The 25,608-nt window shown below is 71.8% G+C and carries 22 protein-coding genes; 4 read left to right on the top strand and 18 right to left on the bottom strand.

The features are described 5' to 3' along the window. Positions 1 to 33: 33 nt before the first annotated feature. The gene (locus KIH74_RS38280) at positions 34 to 948 is read right to left on the bottom strand and encodes a Rossmann-like and DUF2520 domain-containing protein (RefSeq protein WP_308113517.1); all 915 of its coding nucleotides are present in this window, start codon (positions 946 to 948) and stop codon (positions 34 to 36) included. An 83-nt stretch (positions 949 to 1,031) separates the two neighbouring features. Between KIH74_RS38280 and KIH74_RS02170 the strand changes: the two genes are divergently transcribed. Together KIH74_RS02170 and KIH74_RS02165 are read left to right on the top strand one after the other, a co-directional pair. Continuing rightward, entirely contained in the window at positions 1,032 to 1,760 is a 729-nt protein-coding gene (locus KIH74_RS02170; protein WP_214153871.1) for a methyltransferase domain-containing protein, read from the top strand. After that, entirely contained in the window at positions 1,757 to 2,620 is an 864-nt protein-coding gene (locus KIH74_RS02165) for an SAM-dependent methyltransferase (protein ID WP_214153869.1), read from the top strand. The genes KIH74_RS02170 and KIH74_RS02165 overlap by 4 nt, the downstream gene beginning before the upstream one ends. Here the strand turns inward: KIH74_RS02165 and KIH74_RS02160 are convergent. Both KIH74_RS02160 and KIH74_RS02155 read right to left on the bottom strand, forming a co-directional pair. Next, entirely contained in the window at positions 2,585 to 4,033 is a 1,449-nt protein-coding gene (locus KIH74_RS02160) for a PH domain-containing protein (protein ID WP_214153867.1), read from the bottom strand. The two genes, KIH74_RS02165 and KIH74_RS02160, sit on opposite strands and share 36 nt — an antisense overlap. After that, positions 4,030 to 4,524 (bottom strand): PH domain-containing protein, encoded by a 495-nt coding sequence (locus KIH74_RS02155; RefSeq protein ID WP_214153865.1) that lies wholly within the window; start codon positions 4,522 to 4,524, stop codon positions 4,030 to 4,032. The genes KIH74_RS02160 and KIH74_RS02155 overlap by 4 nt, the downstream gene beginning before the upstream one ends. A 161-nt stretch (positions 4,525 to 4,685) precedes the next feature. On the opposite strand from KIH74_RS02155, the gene KIH74_RS35760 reads away from it, so the two are divergent. Beyond that, complete coding sequence (locus KIH74_RS35760) at positions 4,686 to 5,789, top strand: NADH-quinone oxidoreductase subunit D (protein WP_372491988.1); 1,104 nt, start codon at positions 4,686 to 4,688, stop codon at positions 5,787 to 5,789. Here KIH74_RS35760 and KIH74_RS02145 read toward each other — a convergent pair whose 3' ends face one another. From KIH74_RS02145 to dacB, 12 genes are all read right to left on the bottom strand, one after another. Further along, a complete protein-coding gene (locus tag KIH74_RS02145; protein WP_214153862.1) occupies positions 5,790 to 6,974 on the bottom strand; it encodes a right-handed parallel beta-helix repeat-containing protein in 1,185 nt (394 codons plus the stop codon). After that, the gene (locus KIH74_RS02140) at positions 6,971 to 9,103 is read right to left on the bottom strand and encodes a right-handed parallel beta-helix repeat-containing protein (RefSeq protein ID WP_214153860.1); all 2,133 of its coding nucleotides are present in this window, start codon (positions 9,101 to 9,103) and stop codon (positions 6,971 to 6,973) included. The genes KIH74_RS02145 and KIH74_RS02140 overlap by 4 nt, the downstream gene beginning before the upstream one ends. Continuing rightward, positions 9,093 to 10,310: a glycosyltransferase gene (locus KIH74_RS02135; RefSeq protein WP_246571221.1), complete on the bottom strand. Its 1,218-nt coding sequence runs from the start codon at positions 10,308 to 10,310 to the stop codon at positions 9,093 to 9,095. The genes KIH74_RS02140 and KIH74_RS02135 overlap by 11 nt, the downstream gene beginning before the upstream one ends. 276 nt (positions 10,311 to 10,586) lie before the next feature. After that, positions 10,587 to 11,057: a DUF3180 domain-containing protein gene (locus KIH74_RS02130; protein ID WP_214153856.1), complete on the bottom strand. Its 471-nt coding sequence runs from the start codon at positions 11,055 to 11,057 to the stop codon at positions 10,587 to 10,589. Continuing rightward, positions 11,054 to 12,004: a 2-amino-4-hydroxy-6-hydroxymethyldihydropteridine diphosphokinase gene (folK, locus tag KIH74_RS02125; RefSeq protein ID WP_214153855.1), complete on the bottom strand. Its 951-nt coding sequence runs from the start codon at positions 12,002 to 12,004 to the stop codon at positions 11,054 to 11,056. The genes KIH74_RS02130 and folK overlap by 4 nt, the downstream gene beginning before the upstream one ends. Next, on the bottom strand, positions 12,001 to 12,834 hold the full coding sequence (folP, locus tag KIH74_RS02120; RefSeq protein WP_214154423.1) for a dihydropteroate synthase: 834 nt from the start codon (positions 12,832 to 12,834) through the stop codon (positions 12,001 to 12,003). Before folP ends, folK begins: the two co-directional genes overlap by 4 nt. A gap of 87 nt (positions 12,835 to 12,921) precedes the next feature. Next, the gene (folE, locus tag KIH74_RS02115) at positions 12,922 to 13,548 is read right to left on the bottom strand and encodes a GTP cyclohydrolase I FolE (protein WP_246570887.1); all 627 of its coding nucleotides are present in this window, start codon (positions 13,546 to 13,548) and stop codon (positions 12,922 to 12,924) included. Positions 13,549 to 13,653: 105 nt separating this feature from the next. Further along, positions 13,654 to 15,633, bottom strand: coding sequence for an ATP-dependent zinc metalloprotease FtsH (gene ftsH / locus KIH74_RS02110; RefSeq protein ID WP_214153852.1), 1,980 nt, complete (start codon positions 15,631 to 15,633; stop codon positions 13,654 to 13,656). 181 nt (positions 15,634 to 15,814) lie between these two features. Next, positions 15,815 to 16,369 (bottom strand): hypoxanthine phosphoribosyltransferase, encoded by a 555-nt coding sequence (gene hpt, locus KIH74_RS02105; RefSeq protein WP_214153848.1) that lies wholly within the window; start codon positions 16,367 to 16,369, stop codon positions 15,815 to 15,817. A 189-nt stretch (positions 16,370 to 16,558) separates the two neighbouring features. Then, the gene (locus tag KIH74_RS02100; protein WP_372491971.1) at positions 16,559 to 17,602 is read right to left on the bottom strand and encodes a tRNA lysidine(34) synthetase; all 1,044 of its coding nucleotides are present in this window, start codon (positions 17,600 to 17,602) and stop codon (positions 16,559 to 16,561) included. Then, positions 17,595 to 18,689, bottom strand: a complete 1,095-nt coding sequence (locus KIH74_RS02095) for an Rv3626c family coenzyme F420 biosynthesis-associated protein (RefSeq protein ID WP_214153839.1) — start codon at positions 18,687 to 18,689, stop codon at positions 17,595 to 17,597. The genes KIH74_RS02100 and KIH74_RS02095 overlap by 8 nt, the downstream gene beginning before the upstream one ends. A gap of 36 nt (positions 18,690 to 18,725) precedes the next feature. Next, positions 18,726 to 20,165 (bottom strand): D-alanyl-D-alanine carboxypeptidase/D-alanyl-D-alanine endopeptidase, encoded by a 1,440-nt coding sequence (gene dacB, locus KIH74_RS02090; protein WP_214153837.1) that lies wholly within the window; start codon positions 20,163 to 20,165, stop codon positions 18,726 to 18,728. 69 nt (positions 20,166 to 20,234) lie between these two features. On the opposite strand from dacB, the gene KIH74_RS02085 reads away from it, so the two are divergent. Then, on the top strand, positions 20,235 to 20,738 hold the full coding sequence (locus tag KIH74_RS02085; protein WP_214153835.1) for an inorganic diphosphatase: 504 nt from the start codon (positions 20,235 to 20,237) through the stop codon (positions 20,736 to 20,738). Between the two features lie 273 nt (positions 20,739 to 21,011). On the opposite strand, the gene KIH74_RS37445 is transcribed toward KIH74_RS02085, so the two are convergent. The 3 genes from KIH74_RS37445 to otsB form a co-directional block, all read right to left on the bottom strand. Beyond that, positions 21,012 to 22,271, bottom strand: coding sequence for a C40 family peptidase (locus tag KIH74_RS37445; RefSeq protein WP_214153833.1), 1,260 nt, complete (start codon positions 22,269 to 22,271; stop codon positions 21,012 to 21,014). 322 nt (positions 22,272 to 22,593) lie between these two features. Further along, complete coding sequence (locus tag KIH74_RS02075) at positions 22,594 to 22,740, bottom strand: hypothetical protein (protein WP_214153831.1); 147 nt, start codon at positions 22,738 to 22,740, stop codon at positions 22,594 to 22,596. A 139-nt stretch (positions 22,741 to 22,879) separates the two neighbouring features. Further along, positions 22,880 to 25,408, bottom strand: coding sequence for a trehalose-phosphatase (gene otsB, locus KIH74_RS37440; RefSeq protein ID WP_281417632.1), 2,529 nt, complete (start codon positions 25,406 to 25,408; stop codon positions 22,880 to 22,882). Positions 25,409 to 25,608: the final 200 nt, after the last annotated feature.

Raw genomic sequence — 25,608 nt, 5'->3', positions numbered from 1 at the left:
TCGTCATCCGGCGTACCCCCGGCGTGACGAGGACTACTCCCCCGGTTCGGAATTGAGCGCCGAGAGCAGGGCTTCCGCGCTGCCGACCGGCAACCGGCCGGAGGCCAGGGCCCGGTCCGCGGTGGCCCGGGCCATCGCCCGGTAGGTGTCCAGCGTGCCCTCACCGCGCTCGCCGGTGCCGCGGATCGCGGCCAGGTGGTCGGCCAGCGTGCCGGCGTCGCCGCGGGCCACCGGGCCGGTCAGGGCACTGTCACCGGCCCGCAGCGAGTTGTCCAGCGAGGCCGACAGCAGCGGCGCGAGCAGTCGCGCCGGGTCGTCCACCCCGGCGGAGCGCAGCAGGTCGAGCGCCTGGGCCACGAGGGTGACCAGGTGGTTCGAGCCGTGCGCCAGGGCCGCGTGGTAGAGCCCGCGCATCTCCTCGGCGATCACCACCGGCTCCGCGCCCATCTCGACCACCAGGGCCTGCGCGATCGGCAGCACCGGCGCGGGCGCGCTCACCCCGAAACAGCAGTCCACCAGGCGGCTCAGGTCGAGGCTGGTTCCGGTGAAGGTCATCGCCGGGTGCAGGGCCAGCGGGATCGCCCCCCGGGTGACGGCCGGCTCCAGCACCTTCCAGCCGAACCGGCCGCTGGTGTGCACCACCAGCTGACCGGGCTGCCAGGCACCGGTCTCGGCCAGACCGGCCACCAGGATCGGCAGGGCGTCGTCGGGGATGGCCACCACCACCAGCTCGGCCCGCTCCACCACGTCGGGGATCTCCAGCACCGGCACGCCGGGCAGCATGGCACCGGCGCGTTCCACACTGGCCTCGGACACGGCGCTGACGCCGACCATCGCGTGACCGGCCGCGCGCAGGGCCGACCCGAGCACGGCACCGACCCGGCCGGCCCCGATCACGCCGACTCCGAGACGGCCCGGACGGTCGGTGGGTCGCTGTGATTCAGACACCTCGGCAGGGTAACCAAGCCACCGCCCGGACGGTCACGACCACGCTCAGGACGCGCCCCCTGACGGGGCCGTAGGGTTGCGGCGTGGGACGTCACGAACGCATCGCCGAGCTGGTTCACCTCGACCGCCCCGGCCTGGAGGTCGCCGATCTGGGCGCCGGCCAGGGCCGCACCGTACGGGCCATGCTGCACGCGGCCACCCCTCCGGCCCGGGTGCACGCGGTCGACGCCGCGTCCGGCCTGGACGACGAGGTGCTGCACGACGCGCGGGTGCGCTCGCTGCTGGCCGACCTGGACGAGCCGCTGCCGTTCGCCGACGCCTCGCTGGACCGGGCAGTCTCGCTGAACGTGGCCGAGCACCTGGCCGACCCCACCCGCCACCTGGCCGAGTGCTACCGGGTGCTGCGGCCGGGCGGGCTGCTCGTGCTGGCCCACAGCGACTGGGACACCGCGCTGTTCGCCAGTCCCGACGACGCGCTGACCCGGCTGCTGGTCGACCGGTTCGTGTCCACCGTGCCGAGACATGCCGAGCGGGCCGACGGTTTCATGGGCCGCAAGCTGCTCGGGCTGGCCACCCGCTCGGAGTTCGAGCTGGTCAGCGCGGACACCTGGGCCGACTGCCACCGCCGCTTCGATCAGGGCTCGGTGAGCTGGAAGATCGCGATGGGCGTGCTGGCCGCCACCAAGGACGACCCGGAGCTGTCGGCCCGCGCCACCACCTGGGTGGAGGGGTTGGGGCAGCTGGCGGCGGAGGGCAAGTTCCTGTTCGCGGTCACCGACGTCGCTCTGGTGCTGCGCCGCCCGGCGTCTTGACCCCCTGGCAGAACGCCTGGCAGCAGGCACTTTACGGACCGGACGGCTTCTACCGGCGGCCCGAGGGGCCGGCCGGGCACTTCCGCACCGCCGCGCACGCGGCACCCGGTGAGCTGGCCGGGGCGCTCGCGCGGCTCGCCTCCCGGCTCGGGGCGGGCACGATCGTGGACGTCGGGGCCGGCCGGGGCGAGCTGCTCACCGCGCTCGTCCCGTCCGGGGTCCGGCTGTGGGGCGTGGACGTGGTGGAGCGCCCGCCGGGTCTGCCGCCGGCGATCGGCTGGGCGCAGGGGCTCGACGCCCTTCCGGACCAGGCGTTCGACGGCTCCCTGGTGATCGCCTGGGAACTGCTCGACGTGATTCCGCTGACGGTGGCCGAGCTGGACGAAAGCTGTTCGCCGTCCATTGTTCTGGTGGAACCGCGGACCGGGAGGGAGCAACCGGGCGGGGCCCCGGAGCCGGAGGAGCTGGCCTGGCGGGCCACCTGGTGGCCGGGCGGCGAGGAGGGCGACCGGGTCGAGGTGGGTCTTGCCCGAGACCTGTTCTGGCGCGACCTGGTTCATCGCGCACGGACGACGGGAGCGCGCGCCGCGCTCTGCGTCGACTACGCCCACACCGCCGGGAACCGGCCCGCCCAGGGCAGTCTCAGCGGATTCCGGAACGGGCGCGAGGTGCCGCCCCGGCCGGACGGCAGCATGGACGTGACCGCTCACGTGGCGATCGACGCGGTGGCCGCAGCCACCGGCCTGCCGCACGAGATCACCACCCAGGCCGAGGCTCTGGCCGCCCTCGGGGTGACGGACACCGAACTGCTCGACCCGGGCGGGCTAGGCGGGTTCGCCTGGCTGCTGCACACCTTCTGAGCGCTCCATCCAGCGCTCCGGACCGCTCGCCTTGCGCGCCTGTTCGGCCCGGAACGACTGCACCGCAATCAGTTCCGAGGCCTGGGACGCGTCGAGGTGCGCGGCCACCGGCTCCACCGGGCCGGCCGTGGAGTGCACGGTGAACGAGGCCAGGCGCAGCCGCCGTTGCACCGGCCCCTGGCTCAGGCCCAGGCTCTGGGTGCGGGCGTGCGGCACGATGTCGAGGTGCCGGTGGATCCGGCCGCTGCGGATCAGCAGGGCCTGATCGGTGACCCGCACCGCGGAACGGCCCCAGGAGACCGGGTCGACCCAGCGCGAACGGCGCGGCGCCGTGAGGTAACCGGCCTGCGGGCCGGTGCCGGTGAGACCGGCGTCCACCACGTCCCAGGGGTTCTCGCCGGGATCCACGCCGAGATCGGGCAGCACCAGCGCGAGCACGCCGACGGCCTCCACCTTGGGACCGACCGGCAGCAGTGTGCTGCCGGACTTCGAGTCGTTGTCCTCACCGCCGTACCCGGCGATGTTCACGTGCACCGTCCACCAGCCCGGACGGCGCCAGAGCAGGTTCTGGCTCAGCCGGACCGCCTGCACCCGGCCCGGCGGCACGGTCTGGGTGCGCTGCTCCAGCAGGCCGTAACGCAACCGCAGACCGTCCGGCGAGTCGGCGACGCGGAAGCCGAAACCGCTGACGAACCGGGCCCAGAGCACCCCGGCCGCACCCAGCAGCGGCGCGAACGAGGCCAGGAGCGGGCCCGGGTTGCCGATCACCACGCTGATCACGCCGAGCAGCAGCAGACCGGCCACGAAGATGATCGCCGGGGTGCTGACCAGCAGCGAGAGGATCAGCCGGCCCACCGGAACCTCCAGCGTGGAGCGTTCCGGGGCCTCCGGCGCGTGCGGCCCCTCGTAGGTCAGCCCGGCGGCCGATGCCAGCAGGTGATTGCGCAACGCGCGGGCGTCGTCCTCCCGCAGGAACGACAGCGCGACGTTGGACTCCTTGCCGCCCGCCACCTCGACGGTCAGCCGGGCCAGGCCGAGCAGCCGGGCCAGGAACGGCTGCACCACGTCGACCGCCTGCATGCGGTCGAGCCGGGCCCGGCGCTGCTGGCGGAACAGCACGCCGGTGTGCAGTTCCAGTGCCTCGTCGAGCACCCGGAACCGGGCCGAACGCCAGGACAGGAAGGCCAGCCCGACCCCGGCCAGCACGATCAGCAGCAGCACCGCGCCGCCCCCGGCCAGCCAGCGGCCGGCGATGTGCGGGGTCTCGAAGTCGGCGTCGCCGGAGACCACGTCGTTGCCGAGGCTCTGCACGACGAACACCAGCACCACGGCCAGCACCTGCCAGGACCGCAGCAGCGGCGTGGCCGGATGCATCAGGTGCCACTCGCCGTCGGCCAGGCTGCTGCGGTTCACAGCCCCGCCAGCCGGGCCTCGCCGCGGGAGGCGAGGCGGTCGCGCAACCGCCCGGCCTCGGGGGCGTTAAGGCCGGGGATGCGGGCGTCGGTGCCGGCCGAGGCGGTGTGCAGCTGCACGTGGGCCACGCCGAACATCCGGTCCAGCGGCCCGGCCTGCACGTCGACGAACTGCATCCGGCCGTAGGGCACGACAACCAGCTCACGGAACATCACGCCGTGCCGGATCAGCAGGTCGTCGGCCCGCTCGGCATAACCCCAGGCGCGGATCTGGCGGCCGATCAGCCACCAGTTCCAGACCGTGGCGATCACCGCGCCGAGCACCCCGAGCCAGAACCAGCCGCTCAGCCAGAACGCCAGCGCCGCCGACACCGCCGCCTCGGCCGCCGTGGAGAGCAGCAGCAGGGACCGTCTGACCCGCGCCAGGCCGGGGGAGATCGGCGTCCAGGTGACACCGTCCACGTCGAACACGTCGCCCTGGGTCGCGGCCATGTTCGGCAGCATGTCACACGGACCGGCGGGCTCCCAGGGGCCGCCGGTACCGCGGGATGCCCGCGCGGTACCGGACCAGGTGACAGACTCGGCGGGTGACTTCGAGCGGGTCCCGGTCCCTGACCGTGGCAGTCGGTTCCGGCGGCCTGGCCACGAGCGACATGGTGCTCAACATCGGTCCCCAGCACCCGGCCACCCACGGCGTGCTGCGGCTGCGCGTCGTGGTCGACGGCGAGCGGGTGATCAGCGCCGAGCCGGTCGTCGGTTACATGCATCGCGGCGCCGAGAAGCTCTTCGAGGTGCGCGACTACCGGCAGATCATCGTGCTGGCCAACCGGCACGACTGGCTCTCGGCGTTCGCCAACGAGCTGGGCGTGGTGCTGGCCGCCGAGCAGCTGATGGGCCTGGAGGTGCCGGAGCGGGCGGTCTGGGCGCGCACGCTGCTGGCCGAGCTGAACCGGGTGCTCAACCACCTGATGTTCCTCGGCTCGTACCCGCTGGAGCTGGGCGCGATCACCCCGGTCTTCTACTCGTTCACCGAGCGGGAGGAGCTCCAGGCGGTGATGGAGGAGATCTCCGGCGGCCGCATGCACTACATGTTCAACCGGGTCGGCGGCCTGAAGGAGGACCTGCCGGCCGGCTGGCTGCTGCGGGTGCTGAAGGCCGTGGCGGCGGTGCGGCGCCGGCTGCCCCGGCTGGAGTCGCTGATCGTCGGCAACGAGATCCTGCGGGCACGCACCCGCGGGATCGGGGTGCTCAGCCGGGAGACGGCCGCCGCCTACGGGGTGAGCGGGCCGGTGGCCCGGGCCAGCGGCCTGGACCTGGACCTGCGCCGTGACGACCCCTACCTGGCCTACGGCGAGCTGTTCGCGCCGGGCGGACCGGGCCGGGTGGTCACCCGCGCCGAGGGCGACTGCCTGGCCCGGTTCCAGGTGCTCACCGAGCAGGTGCACGTCAGCCTCGACCTGGCGGAGGCCTGCGTGGACCGGCTGCGTTCCCTGCCGCCCGGCCCGATCAACGTGAAACTGCCCAAGGTGCTGAAGGTTCCGCCGGGGCACGTGTACCGCTGGACGGAGAACCCGCTCGGGCTCAACGGCTACTACCTGGTGTCGAAGGGCGACAAGGTGCCGTGGCGGCTGAAGCTGCGCTCGGCCTCGTTCAGCAACGTGCAGGTGCTGGCGGAGCTGCTGCCCGGGTGTCTGCTGGCCGATCTGGTCGCCGTCCTCGGTTCCACATTCTTCGTGGTCGGTGACGTGGACAAGTGATCACTTGCGGCACTTGACCGTGGTGACGCCCTCACCGGCGGCCCGCGCGGTGTTGTTGCACAGCACCACGTTGTCGCTGCGCCGCTTGGTCACGTTGATCGCGTAGCCGTCGCCGCGCACCGTGGACCGGTTGGCGCTGAACAGGTTCCGCCAGCCCCAGCCGTCCAGGATCTCGATCACCTTGTAGCCGTCGGCCCGTGAGTCGACGCCGGTGTTGCCGGAGATCAGCCAGCCGTTGCCCTTCACGTCCACCCAGCTGTCGCCCTCGGTCATCCCGGAGCCGTCGAAGGTGTTGCCGGCCAGCACCCCGCCGGTGGTGCCCTCCTTGATGTCGACGGCCTCCGAGGTGAACTCCGAGATCGTGTTGCCGACGACGAAGTTGTCGTTGCTGGGATCCGGCTTGCAGTCGGTGTATTCGCACCAGTTGCTCTCGGCCGTGCCGATGTAGACACCCTCGCCGTACTTCGGCTTGCGCAGCCCGGTCTCGCGGATCGTCAGGCCCCGCACCACGTTCTGCGTGCTACCGGTGCGCAGGTGCACGGCCTCGTCACCGATGTGCTCGACCAGCAGGTTCTGGAGCCCGATCCGCCGCCCGGCGTCGACCATCACGCCCTTCTGGCCGTTGCGCACGGTGAAACCGTCCACGCGCCAGTAGGAAGCACCGTCGAAGTGCAGGGTGTAGCCGCCCTTGATCGCCCCCGCCTCCAGCACCGCGTCGCGGCCGCCGCACAGGTAGATCGGCTTCTTCGCGGAACCGTCGGCGGTGGTGCTGAACTCGCCGGTGTAGAGCCCGTCCTCGATCCGGATGGACGCGCCGGCTCGGGCCTCGTCCAGGGCCTGCTGCAACTGGTCACTGGTGGACACCCGGACCGTCGCGTCGGGACAGGTGAACTCCTTGACCGGCGCCTTCTTCCACTTGTTCCTCGACGGCAGCTTGGCCTCGACCGATCCGGCCTGCACCGGGTTTTCGCCGGGTTCGGCCGTCTGGCTGGGCATCTCGGTCTCTTCACCGGTGCCGGACGGGGCCGGCGTCGCCGGACCGGCTGACGTCGCCACCTGGGACGTGCCGTTCCCGGAGTCGCCGGAGTGCCCGACCGCCCAGCCCGCCCCGAAGGTCACGGCCAGGCCGAGCACGGCCGCGGCGATCAGCGGGCGGTTGCGGCCCGGCTCGTTCACGGCGTTCACCGGCCCACCGCCCGGCGGCGGCGCGGCGGCGCGGGCTCACGCCGCGACTCGGCGATCGCCAGGTCGATCATGTCCGGCTTCGGCCGGTCGGCCTTCTGCCGGGGCAGCGACGGCGGTGGCTGGAGCCACTCCGCGGCCACCGGCGGCTCGTGCTCCAGGTACTCCGGGTAGCCTGGCTGCCGTCGTCTGGGCTGCTGCTGGTGCGGCTGGTGCTGCTGCTGGCCGTAGGGCGGCTGGTAGTTCTGCCGGATCTGCGCGGCCGGAACCGTTTCCGGCGTCTGTGCTGGCCTGTACACCGGTTTCTCCCGTTCCCGAGCCGGTTTCACCACCGGGACCTGGTCCGGCCCGCTCGTCCCCAACAGTGGATCAGTCCGGTAGGGCGCGCGGGTACCGCCACGCCGGGGACGGCTGCGCATGAGGATCAGCAGCAGGCCCACGCCCATCCAGACCATCGTGAGCGGGTGCAGCAGAATGCTGACGAGCGAGTCCCGGGTGACCGTGCGGGACCATCCGGAGTCGTCGGTGTCCGACACCTCAGGCGCATCGCCCGACACCCGCACCAGGTCGATCGCCGAGGTGCCGGAACCGCGCAGCTGGTTGCCGTCGGCCACGCTGCCCGCCACCACCCCCACGAACGTGAAGGCGTGCAGGGTGACGCCGGAGGTGGAGTTGTCGCGCAGATTCGCCACCGCGTCACGCACGTGCACCCCGGTGGCCGCCCCGATCACGTTGTTCGAGTTCATCTCCACCCGGGCCCCGTCACGCACCTGGATGCCGTTCACCGCCACGTCTTTCACCGTGTTGCTGTTCACCATCACCTCGCGGGCGGAGTCCGACACCACGATGCCGGAACGCCCGCCGGACACGGTGTTGCCGGCCACGGTGACCGACCTTCCGCCGGACACGTGCACACCGAGGCGGCCGTTGCCCGAGACGGTGCTGGTGTCGAGCAGGTTGTTGCCGAACGGCCGGATCGCCGCGCCGCTGGGCGAGGGGCCGTCGGCCAGCGGGCTGCCCGACATCACCACCCCGTCGCGGCCGTTGTCGTGCACCTCGAGACGGGTCAGGGTGGCGCTCTCGACGTTGCGGTTGATCACCACGCCGTCCACCGCCGACCGGTCCACCTCGACCATGGTGATCAGCGCGGACTCCACGTTGCGATGCAGCACCAGCCCGTCGACCAGGCTCTTACTGATCCGCGTGCGGGTCACCTCCGGCCGGGACACGCCGGACAGGAACAGCCCGAAAGCGTTTCCCACCATTTTCGTGTCACTGATGGACGACGTGAAACCCGCGGACTCGTCCTGCGCCGTGAGCGGCAGTTTTCCGGTGGGCAGAATGTCGGTGTGACTGGCGGCGCGCTTGGCCACCGGGTCGTCGACGGCCCCGGTGGCCGCGGCGGCGTCCAGGTCGATGTTGGGGGTAGCGCCGGCGGCCGAGACCACGGCGACTCCCCCGGTGCGCCCGCTCCAGAACCCCAGGCGGCTGAAAGTGGTCGAGGTGGCGACCATCTGGCCGCTGACCCGGACATAGGCCCGGCCGTCGCCGAGGTTCATGTCGGGCCGGCCGCGGGTCTCGTCCCAGCTGGTGATCGAGATCGGTGCGGTGGCAGTGCCGTTCAGCCGGATCCGGCCGCCGTGCGCCACCATCGACACGAAACCGTCCGGGCCGGAACTCATCTTGATCTTCAGCGGGCGGCTCGGGCTGATCGACAGCGTGGCCCCGGGCCCGACCAGGATGTGCTCCAGCAGCAGGAAGGACTTGTCGGTCTGCGGAATCAGCGTGTCAGGTGCGAGCTTTCGCAGGTCGTCGAAACTGTACGGACGGCGCCGGGCGGTGAGCACCAGGGTGTACTGGCCGTTCGGCTTGGCCCGGTACGGCTTGGTCTCGGTCTTCAGCAGCGCCTGGGTCACCCGCTGGTCCTCCTCGGTGACCAGCCTGGCCTGCCGCGGCGGATTGGCCAGGGCGGCCTTCGCCGCCGTCACCGGCTGGTCGCCCGCCGGGCCCCCGGCGGCCGGGCGGGGCAGCGCCGCCACCCCGGTGACCCCGACCACGACCACCAGACCGGCCGCGGCGATCACCCCGGCGATGATCCGGATCTGCCGGAGCCGCAGGCGTTCACCGCGCATCGAGGACCACCCGCTGCCCGCTCAGGTCGATGTTCTCACCGAGCGAGGCGTTGTCCTGCCCGTCACCGCCGGTCTGGTCGGCGTGCCGGGTCAGCCAGCCCTGTTTGTTCATCGTGACGAAGGCGTAGAGCTTGATCGGCAGCGAGATCAGGATGACCACGAGCGTCACCAGCGGCAGCAGGAACACGTCGGCCGGGTGCCGCCGCAGGTGCGAAACGCTGCGCACCAGACGGCCCGCCATCAGCCAGCACAGCGCCAGCAGCACGCCCTTCCAGCCGGGCGCCATCCGGGACAGCACCAGGTAGGTCAGCGCCATCCCCATCGTCACCGGGGTGAGCAGGATCTGGAGCACCGTGATCTTGGAGACGAACGGCACGTCGCGCAGCCAGCCGTTCCACAGGGCGGTCAGGTAGCAGCGGTAGGAGTTACGGCTCCAGCGCACCCGCTGCTTCACGAACGCGTTGAACGTGGCCGGGAACATCGACATCGCCTGCGCGGTGGACTGGAACGCGGTCTGGTAGCCGGAGGCCAGCACCAGCCAGGTCAGCCGGCCGTCGTCACCGGCCACGCAGCGGCGGCCGAAGAAGAACTCGTGCTCCAGGTGACGCAGCACCGGCAGCACCGCCGAGCGCCGGTATGCGGCAGTGCGGCCGGACACGCAGATCACCCCGCCGGCCCGGCCCATCGCCGGCACGTAGTCGTAGTAGCGCAGGTCGATGATCCAGTCGGCCACCACCCGCCAGATGCTCGACCACCGCCGGTACACCTTCTGCTGGGTCGCCACGGCACCCACCTGCGGATCCTGGAACGGCATCTGCACGGCGGCGAGAAGGCCCGGCTCCCAGGCGGTGTCGGAGTCGGTCAGGACCAGCACCTCGCCCCGCGCGGCGCGGATGCCGACCCCCAGGGCGGAGCGTTTGCCGCGGTGCTCGAACGGCAGCACCCGCAGCCGGGGATCGCCCACGCGGCGCAGCATCTCGATGCACTCGACGTCGTCCACGTCGGGCACCACGATCAGCTCGGACGGCCCCTGCGCCAGCCAGGTGGCCAGACAGCGGCGCAGGATCTCGACATCCTCCCGGAACGAGGGCACCACCACCGAGGTGGTGGTGACGAACGTGTTGCTCACCGGCCGGTAGGCCCGGGAGAGCACCCAGCGGTAGACCCACAGACTCCAGACGATGACGCCCGCCACCCCGAGCGGCATCCAGGCCCGCAGGTCCTGCACCGACTCCCAGGGCACGAACGCGTTGACCACGTCCAGCGGCCCGGACGCGACAGGCACGGGCGTGAGGGCATACGGCAAGACGTCTCCTGGGAGTTGACGACCACGGTGTTTACGGTCGGGTACCCAGAGTAGTTAGGTGATCGCGCGCCGACGTCGATACCCACGAGAATGACCGTTCGGCCGATGTTTCAATCAGCCTCCCACCCAGGGGATTTCATCCTCACCAGGAAGCCCTGGGAGCAGTGGGACGAGTGTTCAGGAACTCTTCTCGTCGTCGTCCGGGGGAACCCGGCACCAGCGCTGGACCAGGAATCCGGCCACCGTGAGGGCGAGCGCCGCCAGCGCCGCCACCAGCGCCGTGAAGAACCGGGTGCGCCGGTCACCGACCAGGTCGGGCAGCAGGATCAGGCCCTGGCTGAGGTACCAGCCCAGGATCACCGCCCCGCCGTACGCCGCCGCCTTGGCCAGCACCGCGGTGCGGGCGGCGACCATCGGGTCGATCGGCTTCATCGTCTGCCGGGCCGAGGGGTCGGTGCGCTGCCAGCGGCGCATCGGCAGACCGGCGGCGATCACCACGAGAACCAGTGCCACCATGGCGAACAGGGCGGTCCAGGGCAGCGGAGGTGCGGTGTTGCCCTGCCCGGTCCAGGCGTCGAGCAGCACCCAGCAGATCACGGTGGAGGCGACCGCGGCCAGGACGGTGGGTCCGATGCGGGCGCCCCTCACACCCAGTGCTCCAGCGTCAGCTCCGGCCGGTGCCGCAGCGAGATCCGGTCGGGGGCCTGCTCCAGCAGGCTCGCGACCTTCTCCGGTCCGGCCTCGGTGAGCAGCGTGCCCTCCGGGTCGGCCGCCAGCCAGGGCGCCAGCACGAAGGCCCGCTCGTGCGCCCGTGGGTGCGGCAGGGTCAGCGTCTCGTCGTAGCTGCGCAGCTCGCCGTAGCTGATCACGTCGATGTCGAGGGTGCGCGGGCCCCAGCGCTCGATGCGCTCGCGGCCGTACTCCGCCTCGATCCGGTTGCAGGTGGCCAGCACCTCACGGGCGCTCAGCGTGGTGTGGGCCAGCACCACCGCGTTCAGGTAGTCGGGCTGGTCCGGCCCGCCCACCGGATCGGTCTGGATCACCGGCGACACCACGTCGATCGTCAGGCCCTCGGCCTCGCGCAGGTCGCTGACCGCGCCGCGCAGGATCATCAGCCGGTCGCCCAGGTTGGTGCCGAGCGCCAGCACGACCGGCACCGGCTGCTCCGGCGCGCGCTCCAGCAGCAGCGTGCGCTCCCGGCGGATCGCCACCACCACGTCGGCGAAGGTCTCCTCGATCGGAGCCTGCGGTTTGTGGACGGCGACATCGGCCGCGACCACGCCCGCGGGTTCCAGACAGGCCAGGGCGATGCGCTCGGCCAGGGTCTCGATCAGGTTCACCGGCTCGCCCCGGACGATGTCGGCGACGGTGCCGGCCAGGATTCCGTAGTGCGTGGTGCGGGTCAGGTCGTCGGTGGCCGCCGCGGCCGACGTGTCGGTGTGCAGCACCACGTCGACGGTGAAGTCCTGGCCCTCGCGGCGCTCGAAGTCGAACACGCCGTGCGTGCCCCGGGCCGTCACCCCGGACAGCCGGATCTGGTCGAGCGGACGGCCGTCCGGCCCGGTGACCGGCCCGAAGCCCAGCCCGGCGCTCACAGCGTCTTCCCCACGCCCGCGCGGGTGTGCTCACGCACCGCCGCACCGACCCGGACCGCGTCGACGCTGGAGCGCACCGCGTGCACCCGCACGCACCAGACCCCGGCCAGCGCGGCCAGCGTGCTGATCGCGGCGGTGGCGTCGTCGCGCTCGTGCACCGGCGCCGGTGCCGCGTCGGGCCCGGCCAGCAGACTACCCAGGAACCGCTTGCGCGAGGCCCCGACCAGCACCGGGCGGCCGAGTTCGGCCAGGGCGTCGAGGTGGGCCAGCAGCTCCCAGTTGTGCTCGGCGTTCTTCGAGAACCCCAGGCCCGGGTCGAGCACCACCTGCGCCGGGTCGACCCCGGCCGCGACCAGGTCGTGCATGCACCGGGTGAGTTCGGCCGCCACCTCGGCCACCACGTCGTCGTAGCGGGCGGCCAGGTCGTGCTCCGCCCGGCCCAGCGCCTGCACCCCGCGCCAGTGCATGGCCACGAACGGTGCGCCGGACTCGGCGATCAGGGCCGGCATCCGGGTGTCCCAGCGCCCGCCGCTCACGTCGTTCACCAGTACCCCGCCGGCCTCCAGCGCGGCCTGTGCCACGCTCGCGCGCATCGTGTCGATGCTGACGGCGATGCCCTCGGCGGCGAGCCGGCGCACCACCGGGACGGTGCGGCGCAGCTCTTCCTCCTCGCTCACCCGCTCGGCGCCGGGCCGGGTGGACTCCCCGCCGACGTCGACCAGGTCGGCGCCCTGGGCGCGCAGCTCCAGGCCGTGCGCCACCGCGGCGCCGGGGTCGAGCCAGCGACCGCCGTCGCTGAACGAGTCGGGCGTGACGTTGAGAACGCCCATGACGAGCGTGCGATCGGCTGGTGCGTTCAGCCCGGGCAGGTGCCTACCGGTACGGCTCACGGCCTCACTTTTCTCGTCAGCGGCGGATCAGCGGGTGTGCGCGACGATCAGACTCATCGCCTCGGCCCGGGTGGCGGGGTCGCGCAGCTGGCCGCGCACCGCCGACGTCACCGTACGCGAGCCCGGCTTGCGCACGCCACGCATCGACATGCAGAGGTGCTCACACTCCACCACCACGATCACGCCGCGCGGCTTGAGGTGCTCGACGAGCGCGTCCGCCACCTGCGTGGTCAGCCGCTCCTGCACCTGCGGGCGCTTGGCGTAGACGTCGACCAGGCGGGCCAGCTTGCTCAGCCCGGTGATCCGGCCGTCGGCGCTGGGGATGTAGCCGACGTGGGCCACCCCGTGGAACGGGACCAGGTGGTGCTCGCAGCAGGAGTACAGCTCGATGTCGCGCACCAGCACCATCTCCTCGTGCCCGAGGTCGAAGGTGGTGGACAGCACGTCGGCCGGGTCCTGCCGGAGCCCGGCGAACATCTCGGCGTAGGCTCGGGCCACCCGGGCGGGGGTCTTCAGCAGGCCGTCGCGGTCCGGGTCCTCGCCGATCGCCAGCAGGATCTCCCGCACCGCGGACTCGATCCGGGCGGTGTCGACCGGGCCCTCGGTCTCGTCGGGGGTGAAGACGTCGTCGTCGAGGTCCGTCTCGTGTGCCAACTCAGATCTCCAGTGCTCGGCGCATCCGGCGCCCCGTCCGCCGTTCATGATGGAAAATCCCCGCAGGCGCAGCCGGAGCCGTGCCTGCGGGGATGTGAGGAACTACTAGTTGAGCTCTCCGTACTCGGCGCCGTGCCCGTTCGCCGAGGCGGCGGTGTTGCTGCCGTTCACCAGCCGGCGCTCCGCCGGGCTGAGCACCGGCGGGATGTCGGACACGGCGCGGCGCTCGCTGGACAGCCAGACCGGGCGCACCGGGCGCTTGCGCACCGGGCCGAAGATCTCGGCCAGCTCGGCCCGGTTCAGGGTCTCCTTCTCGAGCAGGGCCAGCACCAGGGCGTCGAGGATGTCGCGGTTCTCGACCAGGGCCTGGTAGGCCTCGTCGTGAGCGGCCTCGATCAGGCGACGCACCTCGTCGTCGACGACCCCGGCCACCTCTTCGGAGTAGTCGCGCTCGTGACCCATGTCGCGGCCGAGGAAGACCTCACCGCTGCTGCGGCCGAGCTTGATCGCCCCGACCCGCTCGGACATGCCGTGCTGCGTGACCATGGAACGGGCGATGCCCGTGGCCTTCTCGATGTCGTTCGAGGCGCCGGTGGTCGGGTCGTGGAAGATGATCTCTTCCGCCACCCGGCCGCCGAGCGCGTAGGCCAGCTGGTCGAGCATCTCGTTGCGGGTGGTGGAGTACTTGTCGTCCTGCGGCAGCACCATGGTGTAGCCGAGGGCGCGACCGCGCGGCAGGATCGTGACCTTGGTGACCGGCTCGGTGTTGTTCAGCGCCGCCGCCACCAGCGCGTGACCACCCTCGTGGTACGCGGTGATCTTGCGTTCCTTCTCGCTCATCAGCCGGGTGCGCTTCTGCGGCCCGGCGATGACCCGGTCGATCGCCTCGTCGAGGGCCCCGTCGTCGATCACCCGGGCGTTGGCGCGGGCGGTCAGCAGAGCGGCCTCGTTCAGCACGTTGGCCAGGTCGGCACCGCTGAACCCGGGGGTGCGGCGGGCGACGCCCTCGAGGTCCACGTCGGGAGCCATCGGCTTGCCCTTGGCGTGCACGCTGAGGATCTTCGTGCGGCCCTTCATGTCCGGCGGCTCGACCGCGATCTGCCGGTCGAAGCGGCCCGGGCGCAGCAGGGCCGGGTCGAGGATGTCGGGCCGGTTGGTGGCCGCGATCAGGATGACGTTCGTCTTGACGTCGAAGCCGTCCATCTCGACCAGCAGCTGGTTCAGCGTCTGCTCGCGCTCGTCGTGGCCACCGCCGAGGCCGGCGCCACGGTGACGGCCCACCGCGTCGATCTCGTCGACGAAGATGATCGCCGGGGCGTTCTCCTTGGCCTGCTGGAACAGGTCACGCACCCGGGAGGCACCGACACCGACGAACATCTCGACGAAGTCGGAACCGGAGATCGAGTAGAACGGCACCCCGGCCTCACCCGCGACCGCACGGGCCAGCAGGGTCTTACCGGTACCGGGCTGACCGTAGAGCAGCACGCCCTTGGGGATCTTGGCCCCGACCGCCTGGAACTTGGCCGGCTCGGACAGGAACTCCTTGATCTCGTGGAGCTCCTCGACCGCCTCGTCGGCACCCGCCACGTCGGCGAAGGTGACCTTGGGGGTGTCCTTGCTGACCAGCCGGGCGCGGGACTTGCCGAAGTTCATCACCCGCGAGCCGCCGCCCTGCATCTGGCCCATCAGGAACCAGAACACCGCGAGCAGCAGCACCAGCGGCAGGAAGCTGATCAGCAGGCTGGACCACCACGAGGTGCTGGGCACCTCGTCGGTGTAGCCCTCGCTGGGAGGGTTGTCTTTCAGCAGCTGGACCAGCTCGTCACCGCGCTGCGAGATGTAGTTGGCCTCGACCTTGTCGTAGCCGTCGATCTTCGCGTCGCTCTTCAGCGTCAGCTCGATGCGCTGGTCGTTGTCGACCAGCTTCGCGCTGACCACCTTGTCCTGGGAGATCAGGTTGACGGCTTGATAGGTGTCGATCTTCTTGTACTGATTGGGCGCGAACACGCGGGCCCCGATGATGAGCAGGACCACGAAGACGATCACCCAGATCGCCGGCCCCCGCGTCAGTCGTTTGACGTCCATGCCGTGTGTTCACCTGGAGCCGCTACGGCCCCGACCCTCCTGCTCGTGCTCAATAGGACGACGGTACACCGATGCCCACAGACCCACCGTGTTACCGGCTATGAGAGGAACGGAGGACGTCGTCCTCCTGTTCCGCCCACCACGGGATCACAGCTTGCCGCGAGTTGCCGGTCTGCTCGAGTCAGCTCGAGTACACGTGCTCCGCCAGGGTGCCCACCACGCGGAGGTTGCGGTACTTCTCGGCATAGTCGAGGCCGTAGCCGACCACGAACTCGTTGGGTATGTCGAACCCGACGTAGCGGACCTTGAGGTCCACCTTCATCGCATCGGGCTTGCGCAGGAGTGTGCAGACCTCGACCGAGGCCGGGCCGCGCGAGGACAGGTTGGCGATCAGCCAGGACAGCGTGAGCCCGGAGTCGACGATGTCCTCGACGATCAGCACGTGCCGGCCGCTGATGTCGCGGTCCAGGTCTTTCAGGATGCGCACCACCCCGGACGACTTGGTGCCGGAGCCGTAGGACGACACCGCCATCCAGTCGGTCTCCCAGCTGCTGCGCAGGGCGCGGCTCAGGTCGGCCATCACCATGATGGCGCCCTTGAGCACGCCGACCAGGAGCACGTCCTGCCCGGCGTAGTCCTTCTCGATCTGCTCAGCCAGCTCGCTGAGCTTGGCCTGGATCTGTTCCTCGGTGAGCAGGACCTTCTCCAGGTCGGAGCCCATGTCGGAGGCGTCCACGAGTCTCCCAGGTGCGTACGGAAAAGGGGATGTCACGCCGGATCCGGCGGCATCTCAGCCTGCCACAATCCGGCGGCGGAGGCCGACCCGGGCCCCCGGTACGGCCGCCGCCGGGCATCAGCCCGGTCTCGGGTGCGTCGCCGAGGTCGTCTCGCGCCGCCGGTCCGGCGTCCGCTCGGGGGTGAGTCCTCAGGCCCGGCCGACCTCGGCGGTCCGGCCGCCCGGCAGGGCCACCTGCCCCCGGCCGGTCGTCACCAGCCGGTCCAGGGCGAGCGCGTGCCGGTGGCCGAGAGCGCCGCCCGGACAGCCCACCTCACGGGCCCAGGCCAGCAGGGCCCGGCGCCGGACGGCCGGCAACGCCGCGCGCAACGGCTCCAGGGCGGCCGTCACCGCCTCACCGTCGATCCGGAGCACCTGGCCTCCGGCCACCCGGGCCAGAGCCAGCAGATCGGCGGCCAGCGAGTCCAGGGCGTCGGCGTCGTCACGCAGCAGATCGGCGCTGCGGGCGAGCGCCTCGGCGGTGCCCGCGCCGAGCGCCGTCTCCAGCTGCCCGGCCAGACGGCGCACCCGCACCCGGGTGTAGGCCGGGTCGTCGTTCGCCGGGTCGTGCCAGGGGTGCAGGCCGAGGGCGTCACCCGCCTCGGCCACCAGGGTCCGGCGCAGTCCCAGGAAGGGCCGCCGGAACAGGCCCCGGCGGGCGGGCATCCCGGCCAGGCTGCGGGCCCCGGACCCGCGCCCGAGTCCCAGCAGCACGGTCTCGGCCTGGTCGTCGAGGGTGTGACCGAGCAGCACCGCCCGCGCCCCGTGCCGTCGGGCGGCGTCTTCGAGCGCGGCGTACCGCGCCACCCGCGCCACCGCCTCAGGCCCGCCCCGCGAACCGGAACCCCGCGAAACCGAACCGCCCCGCGCAACCGAACCGTCCCGCGAAACCGGGCCCCCGGCGTCCACCGGTACCAACTCGACCGGATCCAGCCCCAGCTCGCGGCACTGCCCCGCAGCCCGCGCCGAGGCCGCGGACCCCTCGGCCGACCAGCCGTGGTCGACCACCACCGCCCCCGCCGTGAACCAGTGCGCCCGGGCCGTGGAGGCGGTGGCGGCGGCCAGTGTCAGGGAGTCCGGACCGCCGCTGCACGCGACCAGAACCACCGCCTTACCCGCACTTAGGCCACCCCGCGTGAGGTCGGCCAGACAGTCCCGGACGGCGACGTGCACCGCGGTGCGAGGGTCAGGCATGCACCCGGTGCACCCAGGCCTTCGGGTCGTTGATCTCCTCCGGCCGGGGCAGGGTCTCCGGCGAGGTCCAGACCGCGTTGAAGCCGTCCATGCCGACCTCCTTGACCACCCCGCGCACGAACCGCGCACCGTCGGCGTACTGCTTGGCCTTGGCGTCGAGACCGAGCAGGCGGCGCAGGATCTGGTCGATCGCACCGCGACCGGCCCGGCGCCGGCTGAACCGCTGACGGATCTGCGCGACCGTGGGCACCACCTGCGGGCCGACGTCGTCCATGATCACGTCGGCGTGGCCCTCCAGCAGCGACATGATCGCGGTGATCCGGGCCAGCTTCTCGCGCTGCTGGGGGGTCTGCACCGCGTCGAGCACCGAACGGCCGTCGCCGTCCCCGCGGATCACCTCGGGCAGCCCGCGCAGGGCCTGGCCGAACCGGTCGGCCACCTGACCGGGCTCCAGCATGAGCTCGCCGATCAGCCCCCGCACCTCGCCCAGCAGGTGCCCGGCGAGCCAGTCGGAGGCGGTGAACTGCACCCGGTGCGTCTCCTCGTGCAGGCACACCCACAGCCGGAAGTCCTCCGGCACCACCTCCAGGTCGCGCTCCACCGCCACGATGGTCGGGGCGATCAGCAGCAGCCGGCCCGGGCTGGCGAACGCGTCGTACTGGCCGAGCACCCGGCTGGACAGCACCCCGAGCAGGGCGCCGATCTCGGCGCCGGTGACCCGGGCCCCGAGCGCCGTCTGCCGGGTGCCGGGCAGCGGCTTGCCCCGCTCCTCGTTCTTGTCCCGCAGGTCGGCCATCACCGGGGCCAGCAGCTCACGGAAGGCCGCGATGTTGGCCCGGGCCCAGCCTGGCCGGTCGACCACGTAGACGCCCTCGCCCGGCCGGGTGCTCAGCCCGGTGACCGCCTGCACGTGCGGGTGCGCGGTGACCGCCGCCTCACGCAGCCGGCCGACGATCTCTTGGGCCTCCAGCGTGGTCACGTCGGGGCCCGACTTGCCGACCCGGGCGGCCGTGCGGGCCGCCAGGTCCCAGTTGATCATCGTGTCGACCGGTTCGGGCGCCGGTGCGTTCTGCGGATCCGCTGCCATGGGCCCACGGTACGTGCATCGCGCCGGGCCCGTACCTCAGCAGCCGCACCCCACGAGTCCCGCCGCGAACGCGTCCAGGGCCTCGCGGGCCTTGGTGGTGGAGGGCACGTCGTCGGCCATCACGGCGAACACCAGCAGCCGCCCGTCGGCGTCCACCAGCGTCCCGGCCAGCGAGCTGACCCCGCTCAGGGTGCCGGTCTTGGCCCGCACCACGCCGGTCGCGTCCTGCTCGGCCGTGGCCGTGAACCGCTCGGCGAGGGTGCCTGAGACACCGGCGATCGGCATGCCGGTGAGCATCGGGCGCAGCTGCGCGCCGTCGTCCCCGGCCGCCAGGGCCAGCACCGCGGTCAGCGTCTCGACCGGAATTCTGCTGTCGGCGGAAAGCCCGCTGCCGTCGGCCATCGTGGCACCGTCCACCGGCACGCCCTGCTCCTCCAGCTCGGCCAGCACGGCGGGGCCGGTGTCCTCGAAGGTGGCGCCGGTGCCGGAGTCGATGGCGACCAGCCGGCCCAGCGCCTCGGCCACCGTGTTGTCGCTGTGGTCCAGGGCGAACTCCACCTGGTCGCCGAGCGGGGACGACTCCACCGCGGCGAGCGAGGTGGCGTCGTCGGGGGCCTGGTCCCGCTGCACCGACCCGGCCACCGTCACCCCGGCGTCGGCCAGGGCCGCGGCGAAGGTCTTCGCCGCGGCCAGGCCCGGGTCCTGCGAGCGCGGCACGTAGTTGCCCTCCTTGAGCCGCCCGGCACTGATCTCGGCCGCGTAGACCGGGGCCACGTAGCCGTTGTCCACGTCGGACTGGCTCCAGCCGGCGGCCATCGCGTCGCCCTCGAACAGCGTGTCGTCGAGCGCCACCCGCACCTCGTCCACACCCTGCTGCTCCAGCTGGGCCGCTGCCTCCTCGGCCAGCGTGGCCAGCCCGGCGTGGCCGTTGACCACGTCCTCGTCGCTCTCCCCGGCGCCGAGCAGCACGTCGCCTCCGCCGATCAGGTACACCGTGTCGCCGTCGGTGACGGCGGAGGTGGTGAGGGTGGTCTGCGGGCCCAGCGCGGACAGCGCGGCGGCGGTGGTGAGGAGCTTGGCGGTGGAGGCCGGGGCCCGGGCGGTGCCGGTGGCCTTGCCCATCAGGTGCTCACCGGTCAGCGGGTCGAGCACGTCGACCGACACCGACTTGCCCAGGTCCTTGCTCCCGATCAGTTTGCTCATCCGCTGTGTGAGCTTCGTCGCGGAGACCTCGGGGGCGTCAGTGTCCACCGAGGGGAGCACATCGGGCGATTCCTGGTCAGGAAGCACCGCGCCGGGTACCCGATCTGTCAAGGGCTCTATGGCCTCTTGGGGGGAGGTGGACTGCCGATCGCCGAAAGGACCAAGTACCGTCAGGGCGACGATCAGTGCGGCGACGAGAACAGCGAGCACCACGGCGAGGCGGACGACGAGCCGCCGGGCCGAGCGCTGGGTGACGTCAGGCACGCCGGTCACCCACCATGATCCATCGGTTCGAGAATATTCTTGGCCGCCACATCACATGCCGGAAGGTAGCGAATACCCGTGGACTTCGACGTCACCATCGAGATTCCCAAGGGACAGCGCAACAAGTACGAGGTCGACCACGAGACCGGACGTATCCGCCTGGACCGCATGCTGTTCACCGCCACGCGCTACCCGGCGGACTACGGCTTCATCGACGACACGCTGGGCGAGGACGGCGACCCGCTGGACGCCCTGGTGCTGCTGGAGGAGCCGACCTTCCCGGGCTGCCTGGTCAAGTGCCGCGCCATCGGCATGTTCCACATGCGCGACGAAAAGGGCGGCGACGACAAGATTCTCTGCATCCCGTCGGGCGACCCCCGCCTGGAGGTCTTCCAGGAGCTGGAAGACGTGAACGAGTTCTACCGCCTGGAGATCCAGCACTTCTTCGAGACCTACAAGGACCTCGAGCCGGGCAAGTCGGTGGAGGACGCCGCGTGGGCCAACAAGGCCGCCGCGGAGGCCGAGATCGAGAAGTCGCGCCAGCGGCTGATCGAGGCCAAGGCCGCCGGCACGTACCACTGATCCACAGCATCTTCATAAGCCGCCGGGCCCCTCGTGGTGAGGGGCCCGGCGGCGGTTTGTGACTCAGATCATTGAGGACGGCGAACCACCGGCGCCTCCGCGCCCGGTGCCACGCTCACGCCCGAGTCCGTCGGTCCCGTCTTCGCCCCGCGCAGGTGGTCGCTGGGCGCGGCCACCGGGATCAGCCCCAGGCCGAGTGAGACCGGGACCACGGTGAGGTCGGCTCGGTCCGGTGGGCGCTGTCCGGCCACCGGTTCACGTCTGTCCCGCCCTTCAGGGCCGCCCGGCGTAGGGCATCGCGTCGGAGCTGCGCAGGGGCACCACGCGGACGTAGGCACCGGTGTACGGGGCTTCGATCATCTGGCCACCGCCGACATACATCGCGACGTGGTGGATGGAGTCCGGGTTGCCCGTGTCGGTGGCGAAGAACACCAGGTCGCCGGGCCGCATGCTGCCGTACGTGATGTGCTGCACCTGCTGGTACTGCAACCGGGACGAGTGCGGCAGGTACACGCCGGCCCGGGCCCAGGCCTTCATCACCAGGCCGGAACAGTCGTAACTGCCGGGCCCCTCGCCGCCCCACAGGTAGGGCAGACCGACCCGGGCGCGCGCCCAGGACACCGCCGAGCCACCGGCCGAGCTGCTGCCACTGCTCGATCCGCCGCTCGATCCATTGCCGGAACCGCTGCCGCCCGAACCGGTTTTACCCGTGCCGGAGCCGGCGGCCGGTTCCTGCGCGGCCTGTCGTTCAGCGGCCTGTCGTTCGGCGGCCTCCCGCGCGGCCTCCCGGGCCGCCGCCTCACGCCGCTGCTCGGCCTGCCGGCGCAGCCCTTCCTGCCGGGCCCGCTCGACCGCCACGCTGGTGCGGCGGGCCGTGGCCAGTTCGGCCAGGAGCTGGTTCTTCTGCCGGGTGTCGTCGGCCAGCGCCCGCTGTGCCTGGGCCGCCCGCTCCCGGGCCACCCGCTGCGCCTGCGCCAGCTCGTCGGCGGCCGCCCGGCGCCGCTCCAGGGCCTGCGCGGCCTGGGCGGTCAGGCCGTTCGCCACCACCCGCGCGGCGTCGGCCCGGCGCACCACCTCCTGCTGCTCCCCGGCCAGCACCTGGAGCATCGAGGCCCGCTCCAGCACCTGGTCCGGCCCCTCCGGCGAGAGCAGCACGTCGAGCCGGGCCAGCGGGCCGCCGGTGCGATAGCTCTGGGCGGCCAGCTCGCCCACCTGCTCCTGGGCGCCGTCCAGGCGTTCCCGCGCCCGGTCGGCCACCTGCTGCGCGGCCTGCGAGGCGCGTTCCGCCTCATGGAGTTTCACCTGTGCGTAGTCGTAGTCCTCAGCGGCCTCGCTGAGTGCCACGTTCGCGGCCTCGACGCGCTGGGCGGAGGCCTTCAGCCGGGCCTGCACGGCGTCCACCCGGGCCCGCGCCTGATCGGTCGCGCGCTGCGCCCGGCGCACCTCGTCCTGGCCGGGCACCGGTTCGTCCGCCGCCGCGCCGATCGCCGATCCGCCGACCAGCACCACCGCCAGGGCCAGTGCCGCCGCCACCCCGCGTGTCCGTCGAAGTCGCACGTCCCCCGCCTCTCTACGCACCGCGCGAGGGAGATCCCCCGCGTCACTGCGGAGTTCGGCCCGCTCCCCCGTCACCTTTAGCCCAGCCGGGTGACACCCGTTCGAGGCTCATCCCAGCTTCCCCTTCCGTTCCGGCCGGGCCAAGGAGCGTAGAGCCGACCCGAAAAGGCCCGTACGGCCGACCCACCCACCCACGTACTGACGAAAACCCTTGACCCCCCGCAAACGCCTCGTGGGCGTCACCCCGTACGGGTGACGCCCACGTTCATCGGCCGCGGTCGGGCGGCTGGCACAGGTGCTAGACCCTCGAGCGGCCGACCAGGGCCAGGACCGCACCCACGACCAGCACGATCACGCCGATCCAGATCAGCAGGTTGCCGACACCGCCGAAACCGACGACAGCGAGGACGACACCGACAACGATGAGAATGAGCCACAGAGGCATGAACAGCTCCCAGTCACACTAGAGGCGCCTAGACGCCATCCCTTCTTTCCGACACCAAGATCGAATCACGGTGCGACTGGGGCGGCATGTCGAGATGTGCACTCCTGCGCCGATTTGCGGGATCGTCGCGGCTGTCCCATTATTCGCCGCAGAGGTCCACCAGCAGACCGAGCATGGTCGCGATCTCGTCCGGTCCGCCCAGCCGGTGATGGGCCTGGGTCTCCCCGCTGCCCACCCGCACCGACACGTCGCCGGCCTCCGCACGCAGCACCGCGAAGGCCCGCTCGTCGGTCACGTCGTCACCGGCGTAGAGCACGGCGTCGGCCCCGGTGATCGAGCGAAGACGGCGCAGGGCCGTGCCCTTGGTCACCGAAACCACCGACAGCTCAACCACTTCCTTGCCGTGGGTGAGGTGCACACCGGGCCACGACGCCGGCCCGTCCAGGGCCTCCTGGGTGGCCTTGGCGGCCACCGGGCGCTCGGCCCGGCGAGTGTGCAGCACCACCCCGGTCGGCTTGGTCTCCACGTGCGTGCCGGGATGCCGGGCGCTGATCGCCTCCATCTCGGCGGTGGCCTTGGCCAGCAGCCCGGCCTGGGCCGGGTCGAGCGGCGAGGTGGCCACGGAGTCGCCGAGCGGATCACGGAACTCGGCCCCGTGACTGCCCACCAGCAGTGCCCGGGCCGGCGGCGTGGCCACCCGCACCAGGTCGTCGAGGGTGCGGCCGGAGACCAGGGCCACCCGCACGCCGGGCATCTTGGCCAGCTCGTTCAGGTGCTGCAACGCCTGCGGCAGGGGCCGGGCCGCGTCCGGGTCGGCGACGATCGGCGAGAGCACACCGTCGAAGTCCATCGCGACCAGCAGCGAGGGGTGCATGGCGAACCCCTCCAGCGCGGTGACCAGGCCGAGCGACAGCGGCGGGTGCCGGTCCTCGTTGTTCAGCGTCACCAGCGGGTCGTCGAGCACGTGGCCCGGCTCCTCCAGGCCCTCCGGGTCGTCCAGATCCCGTTCTTCGTGGACGTTTCCGGCCACCGGCACCTGCTCGGTGGCGGCGTTCTCGGCCCGGGCCTCGGCGGCGATCGGGTCGCCGGCCTTCGCCGCGGCGGCGGCCATCACGGCCGCCAGCTCGATCGTCTCGGTCGGCGGCGTGTTCGACCGGCTCGGCGGCGCCGGCTCGGCCGCGGCCGAGGCGGCGACCTTGAGGAAGGTGGAGGCCCAGCGGGCGACGTCGAACTCGAACACCCGGCGGCGCATGGCCCGCATGCGCCGGGTGGCCTCACGTGGCGACAGCTGCACGGCCCGCACGATCGCGGCCTTCACGCCGTCGATGTCGTGCGGGTTCACCAGGAACGCCTGCGGCAGCTCGATGGCGGCACCGGCGAACTCGCTGAGCACCAGCGCGCCCTGCTCGTCGAAGCGGGTGGCCACGTACTCCTTGGCCACCAGGTTCATGCCGTCGCGCAGGGCGGTGACCAGCATGACGTCGGCGGCCAGGTAGAGCGCGGCCAGCTCCTCGCGGTCCTGGGACTGGTGCAGGTAGTGCACGGCCGGCTGGCCGAGCTGGCCGTAGTCGCCGTTGATGCGCCCGACCGTGACCTCCACGTCGCGCTTCATCTTCTCGTACTCCTCGACCCGGTCGCGGCTCGGCGTCGCGACCTGGACCAGCACCGCGTCCGGCGGGGTGAGGACCTCCTCGGCGAACAGCTCCTCCACCGCCTTGAGCCGGTGCAGGATGCCCTTGGTGTAGTCGAGGCGGTCGACGCCGAGCAGCACCACCTTGGGATCGCCCAGCTCGCGGCGGATCTCGCGGGCGCGCTCCTGGATCTCCGGCTTGCGGCCGAGCGCGTCAATCAGCTCGGCGTCGATCGAGATCGGGAACGCGGCCGCGCGCACCTCGCGCGGCGGGTGGTGGTCGGCGCTGCCGAAGCGCGGCTCGGCCGGCAGGTGCACCAGGCCGCGGCGGGTGGCCAGGCCGTTGCGGCGGCAGGCCCGCAGGAAGTTGTTGGCGTCGGCCGGGCGCTGGAACCCGAGCTGGTCGGCGCCCAGCAGCCCGTCGAGAACCTGCCTCCGCCAGGGCAACTGGGCGAAGATCTCGTAGGGCGGGAAGGGGATGTGGTTGAAGAAGGCGATGCGCAGGTCGGGCCGGGCGGCCCGGAGCATCTGCGGCACCAGCTGCAACTGGTAGTCCTGCACCCACACCAGCGCGTTCTCGGCGGCGCTCTCGGCGGCCTGCTGGGCGAAGCGCCGGTTGACCCGGACGTAGGCCTCCCACCAGTGCCGATGGAACTGGGGCTGGGCGATGACGTCGTGGTACAGCGGCCAGAGGGTGCCGTTCGACATGCCCTCGTAGTAGTCCTCGACGTCGTCCTTGCTGAGTTCGACCGGGATCAGCTGGATGCCGCGCGCCTCGAACGGGTCGGGGGCGTCGCCGGGGGCACCGGTCCAGCCGACCCAGGCTCCGGCGTTGCGCTGCATGACCGGCTCCAGCGCTGATACCAGGCCGCCTGGGCTGGGTTTCCAGGTCGTCGTGCCGTCGGGGTTCTCCCGGCGGTCGACGGGTAGCCGGTTCGCGACCACCACGAGATCACTGCGATGGTCAGGCTGTTTGTTGGGCTCTGGCTGCTCCTGCGACACGGGGTCGGCCTTCCTGGTCAGGTCCTCGGTCCGCATGTCAGACGTGACGTGGGTGATGACGGAGAGATACCGCCGCCGATGACTCACCCATCGTGACGTCATTCACGCCTTGTAACCCTAGGCACAATGGGCACCGCGCGCCCGCTGGAGGCGCGTGGCACTTGTCTCGCCCTTTGGCGAGTTTAATCCGATTTCGACCGTATTGCGTGCATAAAATCCGCGCTTCCTTGCCCGGC

Source organism: Kineosporia corallincola, assembly GCF_018499875.1.
Lineage (GTDB): Bacteria > Actinomycetota > Actinomycetes > Actinomycetales > Kineosporiaceae > Kineosporia > Kineosporia corallincola.
Note: the sequence above shows the minus strand (reverse complement) of the source record. Positions and strands in the feature narration are given on the sequence as shown.

What these genes read in the sequence shown, in the direction of transcription:
- KIH74_RS02155 (WP_214153865.1), bottom strand. Translation starts at nt 4,524, where the DNA reads ATGGCCGCGACCCAGGGCGACGTGTTCGACGTGGACGGTGTCACCTGG.
- KIH74_RS35760 (WP_372491988.1), top strand. Translation starts at nt 4,686, where the DNA reads ATGGTGCTCAACATCGGTCCCCAGCACCCGGCCACCCACGGCGTGCTG.
- KIH74_RS02140 (WP_214153860.1), bottom strand. Translation starts at nt 9,103, where the DNA reads ATGCGCGGTGAACGCCTGCGGCTCCGGCAGATCCGGATCATCGCCGGG.
- KIH74_RS02135 (WP_246571221.1), bottom strand. Translation starts at nt 10,310, where the DNA reads ATGCCGCTCGGGGTGGCGGGCGTCATCGTCTGGAGTCTGTGGGTCTAC.
- folP (WP_214154423.1), bottom strand. Translation starts at nt 12,834, where the DNA reads ATGGGCGTTCTCAACGTCACGCCCGACTCGTTCAGCGACGGCGGTCGC.
- ftsH (WP_214153852.1), bottom strand. Translation starts at nt 15,633, where the DNA reads ATGGACGTCAAACGACTGACGCGGGGGCCGGCGATCTGGGTGATCGTC.
- KIH74_RS02100 (WP_372491971.1), bottom strand. Translation starts at nt 17,602, where the DNA reads ATGCCTGACCCTCGCACCGCGGTGCACGTCGCCGTCCGGGACTGTCTG.
- KIH74_RS02095 (WP_214153839.1), bottom strand. Translation starts at nt 18,689, where the DNA reads ATGGCAGCGGATCCGCAGAACGCACCGGCGCCCGAACCGGTCGACACG.
- KIH74_RS02075 (WP_214153831.1), bottom strand. Translation starts at nt 22,740, where the DNA reads ATGCCTCTGTGGCTCATTCTCATCGTTGTCGGTGTCGTCCTCGCTGTC.
- otsB (WP_281417632.1), bottom strand. Translation starts at nt 25,408, where the DNA reads ATGCGGACCGAGGACCTGACCAGGAAGGCCGACCCCGTGTCGCAGGAG.